Origin of the sequence: Spirosoma endophyticum, from assembly GCF_900112365.1 — a bacterium.
Lineage (GTDB): Bacteria > Bacteroidota > Bacteroidia > Cytophagales > Spirosomataceae > Spirosoma > Spirosoma endophyticum.
Genome location: NZ_FOLQ01000012.1, coordinates 16644 through 27486 on the forward strand (window position 1 = coordinate 16644; position 10843 = coordinate 27486).

General features: G+C 45.5%; 10 protein-coding genes. 9 read left to right on the plus strand and 1 reads right to left on the minus strand.

Annotated elements, in window-relative coordinates:
* Nucleotides 1–31: 31 nt before the first annotated feature.
* A complete protein-coding gene (locus tag BM202_RS36730; protein WP_177236668.1) occupies nucleotides 32–250 on the minus strand; it encodes a hypothetical protein in 219 nt (72 codons plus the stop codon).
* 547 nt (nucleotides 251–797) lie between these two features.
* Here BM202_RS36730 and BM202_RS24115 point away from each other — a divergent pair.
* The 9 genes from BM202_RS24115 (at nucleotide 798) to BM202_RS24150 (ending at nucleotide 10543) form a co-directional block, all read left to right on the plus strand.
* A complete protein-coding gene (locus BM202_RS24115; RefSeq protein WP_143100739.1) occupies nucleotides 798–1643 on the plus strand; it encodes a hypothetical protein in 846 nt (281 codons plus the stop codon).
* Between the two features lie 263 nt (nucleotides 1644–1906).
* The gene (locus tag BM202_RS36735) at nucleotides 1907–2074 is read left to right on the plus strand and encodes a hypothetical protein (RefSeq protein ID WP_177236669.1); all 168 of its coding nucleotides are present in this window, start codon (nucleotides 1907–1909) and stop codon (nucleotides 2072–2074) included.
* A complete protein-coding gene (locus tag BM202_RS24120; protein ID WP_093830975.1) occupies nucleotides 2071–2481 on the plus strand; it encodes a type II toxin-antitoxin system VapC family toxin in 411 nt (136 codons plus the stop codon). Before BM202_RS36735 ends, BM202_RS24120 begins: the two co-directional genes overlap by 4 nt.
* Nucleotides 2482–2728: 247 nt before the next feature.
* Nucleotides 2729–3067, plus strand: coding sequence for a PadR family transcriptional regulator (locus tag BM202_RS24125; protein WP_093830977.1), 339 nt, complete (start codon nucleotides 2729–2731; stop codon nucleotides 3065–3067).
* Nucleotides 3055–5742 (plus strand): FtsX-like permease family protein, encoded by a 2688-nt coding sequence (locus BM202_RS24130; RefSeq protein ID WP_218160595.1) that lies wholly within the window; start codon nucleotides 3055–3057, stop codon nucleotides 5740–5742. Before BM202_RS24125 ends, BM202_RS24130 begins: the two co-directional genes overlap by 13 nt.
* A 402-nt stretch (nucleotides 5743–6144) precedes the next feature.
* Nucleotides 6145–7317: an aspartyl protease family protein gene (locus BM202_RS24135; protein ID WP_093830979.1), complete on the plus strand. Its 1173-nt coding sequence runs from the start codon at nucleotides 6145–6147 to the stop codon at nucleotides 7315–7317.
* A gap of 361 nt (nucleotides 7318–7678) precedes the next feature.
* A complete protein-coding gene (locus BM202_RS24140; RefSeq protein ID WP_093830981.1) occupies nucleotides 7679–8794 on the plus strand; it encodes a serine hydrolase domain-containing protein in 1116 nt (371 codons plus the stop codon).
* The gene (locus BM202_RS24145) at nucleotides 8791–9873 is read left to right on the plus strand and encodes a sensor histidine kinase (RefSeq protein ID WP_093830983.1); all 1083 of its coding nucleotides are present in this window, start codon (nucleotides 8791–8793) and stop codon (nucleotides 9871–9873) included. Before BM202_RS24140 ends, BM202_RS24145 begins: the two co-directional genes overlap by 4 nt.
* On the plus strand, nucleotides 9854–10543 hold the full coding sequence (locus BM202_RS24150; protein ID WP_093830985.1) for a LytR/AlgR family response regulator transcription factor: 690 nt from the start codon (nucleotides 9854–9856) through the stop codon (nucleotides 10541–10543). Before BM202_RS24145 ends, BM202_RS24150 begins: the two co-directional genes overlap by 20 nt.
* The last annotated feature ends 300 nt before the right edge of the window (nucleotides 10544–10843 follow it).

A 10843-nucleotide genomic window follows, 5' to 3' on the forward strand; every position in this document is an offset into this window, starting at 1 on the left:
GGCAGGCCATGACTCAGATCATTAACTTGATTTACTGAATCGAAAGATCCGTAGCGCCGGCTACTAAGTCTTTCTCATCGACTTCTGCTTCGTAAATTTTCATGACTTTCGCATCAATAATTTCGGCGACCTCATTAATTTTCTCTCCTGTGTGGTGTTTGGCAACAAAATCCTTTAGAGCTGCGGCCAACACTGATGCCCTGAGAGTGGTTTCCATTCCTGGAACATTACCTTTGACGTCGATGACCAAAGACAACTACTTTCTAGTATGGGTCAGTCCTGCATCATTTCGGTCTTCTTTCTCTCCTTTTTTACGCTCGGAAAGAAACTAGCTACTAACACGTTGGTAGCCTCTGGCACCTCAATGTCAGTTCATAGCACAGTTGGATAAGTATTCCAAGTGCATGACCAATCGCTTTTCGATCTACATTGATCAAAGCCAGTAATGCCAGAGCGCTCACCAATAAAGTCTTGTTCATTAAGGAACATTAGCCTAGTTTACGCATTAAACTTACCTCCTGATACTGAAGCAATCTTGAAGTTGTGAAAAAACAACAGACTTTCCTCTGAAATCGCCCAGATGCCGAGTGCCGATAAATGAATAAAAGTTATCGTGTGCAGGCATGCCATACTGGCTGGCAATCGTATGCGACGGATTATATTTGACAGATATAAAAAACTGTATTGTCTTATATAAACGCTACTAGGTGAGATGAATGTTGTCTCATGTATCTGCTCCAAAATTGGGGCGTTTTCAGAAACAGCATTTAGCTTGAAGTTTCGTACTTTGGCAACCTATGCGTGATTGGACAACAGGTATGAGTGACTTGGCAAACAAGATAGGCCCCTTTAAACCCATAACACTGCTTCTGCTGATTAGTCTACTGTCGTGTAATCAGGAGGCTCCCTTACCTAAGGTAGCCAGTATTGACCTGCTATTGTTAAAATCGACATCGGTTTCTTACGGGGAGTATAAAGTATCAAATCATGTTACTTTCCCAACCCCTGATTCCATTTCTTTTCTGAATACTACTTTATATCCTACGCGTATTACTCAAACTACCTACGAGTACGATGATCAAAAACGGATTGTCAAAAGTCAAGGGGTTGATTTAGATTCTATTCATTCTACTGAAACTGGTGGCGGTAGCGCAGTAACAACGTACACATACACTGCTCAAACAGTAACCCCACACTCAGATAGATATCCATTAGAACCTAGTAGGTTAAACTCAGAGGGGTATATTGCTAACGGTAACACATATGACCAGAATGGGCACCGGACTAATGGAGCCATTATTTTGAATGACAATATTATTCAAGTAAAAAGCAGTAACAACCTAGGTTTTACAAGTCTAGTGATATATGAGTACGATTTGACGAAACCAAACATACCTGATCCGTATCAAAATCTGTATGGTAAACCAAGTTATAACCTTCTAGTTAAGGAGACTTTACTATTTACTTATCCAACTGGTGGCTATAAAGAAATAACGACCTATACCTACGAGTATGACCAACGGGGTTTACCCAAACGGCGTACGGCTTATTCTGAGTTTTTTGAGATTGGCACCTCAGCTTCAGGGAACATAAAAAGCCCGGAAAAGCAGGTAGTTATATCTAATTTTGAATTTGCTCGGTAGTTGCCACTATGTATGCTACTAATTGAGTTGGACAGCTATTGAACTTATAAAACGAATAGCTTTAGGCTAAATATTCGAATGTGTTCCATTTCATTATACCCTCATTAATTTAGGCCGAAATGGTCAGTATGTCTTGGGTAGACATACATTCGTCAAAGCCATTATCTGAGCATGTGGGGGTGGACCGGTCTAAAAAGCGCCGATGTTTGCAAAACTTTACTTCGGTTCAAAAACGTTATATTTGTCAAGAAACCCTAAACGTGATGGCAACAGAATCAAAAGTTTCTAAAACCTCGGTCAAGAAGTCTTCTGCCAGTGGCCAGTTGGGCACCAAATCTAATATGAAGGCAGGGCTAGGGCTATTTAAGGACAAAATCGTCAGCGAGTCATCGGCTTGGGAAGATGACCTGCGGGTGACGATTAAGAAATGAAGAAATATTTACTGGATACACATATTATTATCTGGTGGCTAACCGATTCGCCAGACTTACCAGCCTCCATCAGAACTATTCTCCAAAACCGCACGAATGAATTTTACGTCAGTCATGAAAGCCTGCATGAGATTATCATCAAGGCTAAGCTAAAGCGGGCTGACTTCCAATTAAATGGTGTTACTATAGCCGAAATTGCCAATGCGTTACGCGAAACGCTAGGGGTGAAACTACTCCCATCACGGATCGTCCACTTAGCGAAACTGGAAGCCCTGATACCAGTACATAATGATCCTTTCGACCATATTCTGATTAGTCAGGCCATTACTGAGCGTTTGATCTTGATTAGCCACGATGGCAATTTTCCCTTCTACGAAGCACAAGGTCTAAAGCTACTAAGAGCTTAAGTTCACGATATTACTGCCATCAATTCGTGGGTTATTAGGTGAAGTGACACCTATTCAAAAATCGTCTCTCTAAAACCTTGTCCGTTTTTGTACGGGTGTATGTCCAAAAGTGGACACACCATCACCGGCTGCACACTCATAATACCCCTTTCTTGCTCAATAAGCCATATTTTAAAGTTTGGTCAGATATTTGTACGACAAAGGCTATACTAATAACAAAGGCAGCGGCTAACCGGCGCTTTCGGCTATGAAACGAGCATTTTTAGGCGAGTTGGAGGAGGTTGTTTTGCTCACAGAGGCGGCTCTACAAGAGCTCGCCTATTGTGCTTCGATCACCCAGACGATCGACCAGCAAATGGGCCGAAGCATTAGCTTTCCTACGGTCCACACCACGCTACAGCGCTTGGAAGAGAAAGGCTTTGTCGCTTCTCAGATGGGCGGGGCCACCACCGAGCGGGGCGGTCGTCAAAAACGCTTATTCACCGTTACGGCCGCGGGCCAGCGGGCCCTACTAGAGTGTCGACAAGTTCGAGTGCAACTTTGGGAGCAGATTCCGACCGAAATCGTACAGTTATGGAGCGCTTAAAGAAATCGAACGTCGGTCCTCCTGAACCTCCCGCTTGGGCTAAGGGTTTATTGGGCCGGTTCAGCCCACCCGGATTGGAAGATGAGCTACAAGGTGACCTGCTCGAAATGTATGCTTACTGGGTCGAAACCATCGGCTTAAGGGGGGCTCGCTGGCGATATGCACTAGCCGTGCTGCGGCTGATTCGTCCCTTCACTAGCTCGACGCCCAAACATGCCTGTCATTATTCTCAACCACCTACTCTTCAGTCTGCTATGATCCGCAATTACCTCAAAATCGCCTGGCGAAATCTTAGGAAGCAAAAAAACCACACGGCAATCAATCTGGTAGGTATGTCGGTGGCATTTGCCGCTAGTATACTGCTCTTACTGTCGGCTTACTTCGAGTATTCTTATGACCGCTTCTATAAAAATGCTGCTTACATCTTTCGACCTTACCTAGTATTTAATGAGGCTGAAAGCACTTATAAAGCGTCATCCCTCCCTTATCCATTCCTACCCACCCTGAAAGCGGAGTTCCCCGAGATCAATCAGGCAACTCGCTACATCGCATCCCGTGGCAAGATATACTACCGTACTAAAGAATTAACTAAAGACATTCGCTGTGCCGATCCAGATATACTTACGCTCTTTTCGTTCTCAATGCGACAGGGGAACCCCAGCACGGCGCTCAACAACCTAAGTAACATAGTCATTAGTGAAACTATGGCAAAGGATGTCTTTGGAACAGAGAATCCAATAGGCAAATCCGTACTGATTAAAGGATTTGGGGATCCTAAGACGTTCATCGTTACGGGCATTGTGGCGGATGCTCCCCCAAACGCATCCATGCAATATGATGCCTTTATCCGCATTGAAAATCAGCCAAATTATGCCGAAAATAAAAGTCAATGGAATAATCGAAACCACACGGCTTATGTAAGTTTAAAGCCAGGCGTTAGCCCTACAACGATTGACAAAAGGCTCCGGACCTTTGCCAACGCCTACTTTCAGGAATTGATTCGTGATCTGACAAAAAATGGAGCCCGACCGGATGAACGAGGCAGTGTGGTAACCGTGGGGCTGCAACCGCTCACCGATGTTCACTTCAACACGCAGTTAACAGCCGGTCAGCAGACTGGTAGGCGATATTTATACATACTGTTAACTATTGGTGTAGTTATTTTATTGATTGCCGCGATCAACTTTATCAACCTTACGCTCGCCCAGTCATTCACTCGAGCTCGGGAAGTGGGGGTACGCAAATCCCTGGGCGCGCGGAAAAGTCAATTGTTCGTGCAATTATGGGGTGAAGCCTTACTGATTTGTGGCCTAAGCTTAGTGTTGGGTGTAGGGCTAGCGACTTGGCTATTGCCTTATTTCAATACGCTGTTTAACGCCAAACTTTCACTGGCTCTACTAACTAACCCACTAACGATACTGGCGATAACGGCCGGATTAGGACTCATTACATTGCTAGCAGGCGGCTACCCAGCCCTGCGGATAGCCAGTTTTTCGACGGTTCATACCCTAAAGGGAGTCTTTACCGGTGGCAAGGCAAGTGGACTGCGAAACAGTTTGATTATCACTCAATTTTCGATAGCCTGTACCCTGATCATCTGTACGTTCGTTGTGCTTCGGCAACTACATTACCTGCGGGAGAAGCCATTAGGCTTTATTGAGGAGCAAGTGATTAGTCTCCCCGTTGGTGATGATATAAACGGAGCTGCTGCCTTAGCTCAACTCCGCAATCGGCTGGTTAGTAATCCCAACGTTATAGCGGTCAGCGGTACGGCCATAAACATTGGTAGTGGTCTGGACGGAGGTGAGTCACAGAGCCGTATGGGCTTCATGTTCAACGGTAAGGAGATCGTTACTGATTGGGTACGGGTCGATTATGATTATCTGAAGACATTAGGTATACGCCTTCGGGCTGGCCGCGATTTCGCCTCTTCTTTTGCCACCGATTCTACATCAGCCGTCCTAGTTACCACTACGATGGCCAAAAAACTAGGGTCGGTCAACCCAGTTGGTATGATTTTCAAAGCAGGCGAAAATGACAATCCGTATCAGGTTGTCGGTGTTATTGATGACTTTCATCTGTACCGGCTACAAAATCGAATTGAACCGATGACGTTGCACTTGCAATCCCGCAACCCGATTCAGTATATTCTAATTCGGACCACACCACAGAGAATGCTACCCGTGATGGAAACGCTTAAAGACGCATGGCGACAGATTGCGCCCAAATCAGTGTTTATGGCTTCCTTTTTAGACGAAAATACGGATCGTTGGTATCAACAGGAGGAACGCCAATCCCAGATGTACGGGATTGCAGCTAGTATTGCTATATTGCTCTCTTGCATGGGCCTGTTTGCAATTGTATTACTATCTACTGAGCAACGGACCAAAGAAATTGGTATTCGGAAAGTATTGGGCGCATCGGTGGCCAGTCTAGTGGCTCTACTGTCAAAAGACTTTCTCAAACTGATCGTGATCGCCGTTGTCATTGCCAGTTCCCTGGCTTGGTATGCAATGAATCAATGGTTAGCCGACTTTGCCTATAAGATTGAGATGGAGTGGTGGGTATTTGTCGGAGCAGGTTTGCTGGCCATTGGTATTGCTCTACTGACAGTCAGTTTTCAAAGCGTTAAAGCTGCGCTGACGATTCCAGTCAACTCATTGAAAAGCGAATAAGGGGAGGTGATCAATATAAGGCACAACTTGAGTTGACACCTAAAGCAAACCCAAACCGATTTTGTCATTGTCAATTTACTTAATCTCAGATAATCTACAAAATTAAACCTATGCCTCCACTACTGGGCGTTTAATGACACGGATTATTGATTACGTTATCCTAGCTATCCGAGTATCCAAGCACAAGCGAATAGGGGGGATAACTGGCGATGGGGAAACCCACAGGCGTACAAAATGTCCCCGCAAATGGTCATCATAAAACAATTTTCGTTAATGGCTCACGTAAGCGAAGAGCTAGTATAGGACTTATAAGCTATATACAACGTCTATTCGCTTATTTTTAGACGACCTACCGGCGACAACCCGAAATTGGTAGATGATAGTTAAAATAACCTTACCTATATGAAGACAATTTTGACGTTGCTTCTTGCCCTAAACGCTTGTGCTTGCTTTGCCCAAAAGGCAACACCAATTATTAAGGCACATTCTAATCAAGCAACTATTTACGTGAAATACGATCAACGTAATTCCGTGTATCGATGGCACATCAACCCGAAAGTAAAACGAGATGTGTTTACGGTTGGTAAACTGACCAAACCGACAACGGTGACATTTAAAACCGATAGTGATTCACTCATCTTTACGATCAAACCCGGACAGAGGAGGGAGTTTGTTGTGCTGCTCAATGACAAAGATTCTTGTGTCACACAAATTCAGAATATTGAAACAAAGAACTTAGCTAAGCTCTCGCCTGAAATTCATGATTCGATTCCCTTCTTTGTCAACAAGTTTAACACTAATTTTTTAAGGGTCATCTTTGACCGCAAGGATTCACTTGTCCTTAATTTTGATACCGGGGCAAATGAGGTAGCACTTACCAATGATGCGTTGAAGCGTAAATTTAGAGCCAGGCCAACGCTATACAATACGGATTATACCCTACAAATCGGTAGCAAACTGTATACAAGTAAAGTTCATGACATCGAAATGGCCGGCCACGAGACGGACGGACTGTTGGGGTGGAACAACTTTGACGGCATGATTGTCGAGCTTAATTATGACGACCATAAACTGATTGTTCATTCTAAAATGCCGAAGCAAATTCGACACGATAAGGATTACCAGACCTTTAAAATGCGCTATATCGACAATAAGCCGTTTATAGAAAGTGAACTTCAGCAAAGTGGAACCAAAGCTAAAAACTGGTTTCTGTTTGATTTAGGGTATACCAGAACAGTTATGCTTGATAGTGATTTATTGAAAGAAGCGCACTTTCCTACCCGTGATATGAAGGTGCTCAATACAGTCATCATGCATGGAGCTAGTGGCAATGAAGTTCCGGTTATTACGTCTGATTTAGACCTGTTGAAAATTGGCAGTTTTACATTGGAACATGTCCCGGTTCAAGTCATGCAACACGCGAATCCGATGCACGGACTGAACATCCATATTCTAGGCAACGATATTTTAAAAGGGTTTAATACGGTTTTAGATTTTCAAAAGAATGTGGTTTATCTCAAACCCAACAAACTATACCATACCGATTTTGCCGACCAAAAGAAAAGCGGTACCTAACCTTGGTTTGACAAAACGTATCGTTAATTGCCAGTATGTAGTTTCGCACAAAACGCTCCTTTCGAGCACCATTGGCGCTTTTCGTCTTAGTATGATCGACTGTAACGTTGGAGAATGGCAGTACCAATTAAACAATAGTTTATCGTGTGACAAAATACGTTGATCCGAGGACGACGAACTGCATACGCATACACGGAGTTTGGAGTCGTATCGAGAAGGTGCCTACGGGCTAAAAACTCAATGGATGATATCGATCAAACTACCCCTTTGGCAGACATCATGACCCAGTTGGCAGACTATTTTTCTGGCTTACAGCTGGCTAGACCAATTTTGATACAACCATTTATCAAACTTGGTATTTATGCACTATCTCCTTACGCTGATAGGACTACTCTATCTGTTTCCAGCCCTTAGCCAACCCATCCCCCCTCACATTACTGAGGCAATCCGGGATAAAGCCTATTTAAACGCCATTCGGCAGGCCCAACGCTATCTTGATTCGCTTCAAGCCCGTCAAGACATTCCAGGCCTATCGGTTTGTGTGGGCACCACGCATAAAATCCTGTGGGCCCAAGGCTTTGGCTACGCCGATCTGGAAGCCCGATTACCCGTGACCATTCACACCAAATTCCGGCTGGGTTCGGTCTCTAAATCCGTCACCTCGCTGGCCATTGGCCGATTAGTGGAACAGCATCGATTGGACCTGGATGCGCCCATTCAGCAGTATGTACCAGGCTTCCCCCTAAAAAAATTCACGATTACCCCACGTCAGTTAGCCACTCATACGGCCGGGATTCGCCACTATCTGGATACGGACCCCCTGGCTTGTGCTAAACGCTATGCCACCGTGCAGGAGGGACTAACCATTTTTAAACAGGATAGTCTGCTGTTCCAGCCGGGAAGTGCCTACCAGTATTCCACCTATGGCTACTCCTTATTGAGCGCGGTCATCGAGGGAGCAAGCCATACCGACTACTTGTCATACCTGCAGCAAGCCGTTTTCACGCCCTTGAAGATGAATGATACAGGTGCCGATTATAGCGACAGCATCGTCCTCAATCGCGTTCGCTTCTATGAACACCGACAGGGGAAATGGGTGAATGCCGCCTTCGTCGATAATAGTTATAAGTGGGCCGGAGGTGGTCTTTTGTCCACGCCAATGGATCTGGTTAAGGTAGGCGCGGAGCTGATTCATCCCGTTACGCTTCAGAAAGAAACGGTAGCCATCCTGCTGACCCCACAGCGGTTGCTGGATGGCACCAATACGCAGTATGGACTGGGGTGGCGGGTGGGTAGGGACCACCAAGCGCGAACGATCATCCACCACGGGGGACTAATTGATGGGGGAAGAACCTTCCTGTTAGTGTATCCCGCTCAGGATCTGGTCGTCGCCATCACGGCGAATATGAGTGGCGTCCGTATTAACTTGCCGGAACTCGAAACGATTGCCAATTATTTTTTAGCCATAAAGCGATGAACAAAGCCATAATCCGCCTGCTACACCTGGGTTATTGGCTGCTCTACAGCTTTCTGGTTAGTTTTCTGTTTATCCTATCGCAATCGACCGACCAATCGGTGTTTGCCGATTGGGATGACTGGGTGACTATGTTAGTGGGAACTCTGCTCATCGGACTCAGCAGCTTTTATGCTTTCTATATGTGGTTAGTTCCTCGTTATCTAACCACTCGGCGCGTCAGGCGCTTTGTTGCCCTGGGTCTTCTGATCAGTATAAGCCTAGCCATCTGTTCAACACTGCTCCTGTCACTAGCTACCACGATCCTGCTCTACCTGACGCTGCATCAAACGCACTTCCTCTTCTTTCAACTTCAGGATCAGCTCATGCTGACCGTTGGTTTCAGCTTACTGGCGATCATCAATGGGCTGATCGGCACGGCGATGCGGGGAGCGATCACCTGGTATACGGACATTCATCTCAGAGAACGCAGGGCCAACCAAGCCTTACAGACCGAGCTAAGTTGGTTGAAATCCCAACTCAACCCTCACTTCTTATTTAATACCTTGAACAACATTGATATTCTGATGGAGCGGGATGCGGCAAAGGCGTCCTTGTATTTAAATAAATTATCCGACTTATTGCGGTTTAGTTTGTACGAAACTCAGGCCGATCAGATCCCCTTATCCCAGGAGTTAGCCAGTATCGAGAAGTATGTGGAGTTGCAACGGATTCGAACACCCAATGAGCAGTATATAAGCCTGCAGATCGAGGGTCAATCGAGAAGCGTGCTCATTGCGCCGATGTTGTTTATGCCTTACCTGGAGAATGCCTTTAAGTATACCACCAACAAGAAAGTGACGGAGGCGATCCGTATTCAGTTTCGGATTGATGAGGCTCAGATTCACTTTCATTGTGTGAATGTGATTGATCCGGATCGACGGGTATCGTATGAATACGGGGGCCTAGGTCAAAAGCTGCTACGACAACGATTGGCTTTGCTGTACCCCCATACTCACACCTTAGTTATTGAGTCTACGGATCGATTGTATTCCGTTTCCTTAACTATATCGCTACCATCCCATGCGCTGTCTGTTGATTGAAGATGAACCCTTAGCCATGCTGCGCTTAAAAGACTATGTCGAGCGGGTTCCATTTCTCACGCTGGCGTATGCGGTCGACAACGGCGTAGAGGCTATCCCTATCCTGCACTGTGAATCCATTGACTTGGTATTCTTAGATATAGAAATGGATGGTTTATCGGGGCTCCAATTACTAGAGGCTTTACCCCGACGACCCGCCGTTATTTTAACGACGGCTTTCGACCAGTATGCCCTGAAAGCGTTTGATTTACAGGTGGCCGATTATCTTTTAAAACCCTACAGCTTCGAGCGTTTTTTGCAAGCGGTGACGCGCGCTCAGTCGGTGCTGAACACAGTGTCAGCTCAAGCGGATCCCTCATTTGTATTTATCAAAACCGAGTATCGCCTTCAAAAGGTAGACCTGGATCAGATCTTATACATTGAAGGCATGCGTGATTACCGTCGTATTCATCTGGTGGGGGAAAAGATTATGACTTTAGAAACGTTCGGCGACTTGGAACAATTACTCCCAGCTCATGGCTTTTGCCGGGTTCACAAGTCCTATTTGGTAGCCCTGGATAAGATCGATTCCATTGAGCGGGACCGCCTAAAAATAGGGCAAGTCCTGATCCCAATCTCCAACACGTATCGAGACCATTTCTATCAACTTATTGGCCGCTCGACCAAGTAATTGACTCATCAAGTGGGCTTTTGGCTTTTATAACGCTCGGCAGCGTCTGTATAATTTATTATTGTAACCGGTTCAGTTACTGGTCCCGGCAAGGTTCCGCTCCGGCGTACCGGCCGTTGCGGGGGTACCGCGCTTAGTGGTGGGGACCACTGGAGAGATAGTAAAAATCACTGTCTTAGTAAAACGTTCCTACTTGAGACGGACCAACTGATTTGATCCGTAAATAGGGCGTTTAAGAAGCGATTAAAACACTGTCCGTTTCTGTACTTGAGTCTGTCCATTTTTGGACAAAATAGCGCT

Excerpts from the sequence above, each read along its gene's own strand:
- BM202_RS24115 (WP_143100739.1), top strand. The coding sequence starts at position 798 with ATGCGTGATTGGACAACAGGTATGAGTGACTTGGCAAACAAGATAGGC.
- BM202_RS24125 (WP_093830977.1), top strand. The coding sequence starts at position 2,729 with ATGAAACGAGCATTTTTAGGCGAGTTGGAGGAGGTTGTTTTGCTCACA.
- BM202_RS24140 (WP_093830981.1), top strand. The coding sequence starts at position 7,679 with ATGCACTATCTCCTTACGCTGATAGGACTACTCTATCTGTTTCCAGCC.
- BM202_RS24120 (WP_093830975.1), top strand. The coding sequence starts at position 2,071 with ATGAAGAAATATTTACTGGATACACATATTATTATCTGGTGGCTAACC.
- BM202_RS24145 (WP_093830983.1), top strand. The coding sequence starts at position 8,791 with ATGAACAAAGCCATAATCCGCCTGCTACACCTGGGTTATTGGCTGCTC.
- BM202_RS24150 (WP_093830985.1), top strand. The coding sequence starts at position 9,854 with ATGCGCTGTCTGTTGATTGAAGATGAACCCTTAGCCATGCTGCGCTTA.
- BM202_RS36735 (WP_177236669.1), top strand. The coding sequence starts at position 1,907 with ATGGCAACAGAATCAAAAGTTTCTAAAACCTCGGTCAAGAAGTCTTCT.
- BM202_RS24135 (WP_093830979.1), top strand. The coding sequence starts at position 6,145 with ATGAAGACAATTTTGACGTTGCTTCTTGCCCTAAACGCTTGTGCTTGC.
- BM202_RS24130 (WP_218160595.1), top strand. The coding sequence starts at position 3,055 with ATGGAGCGCTTAAAGAAATCGAACGTCGGTCCTCCTGAACCTCCCGCT.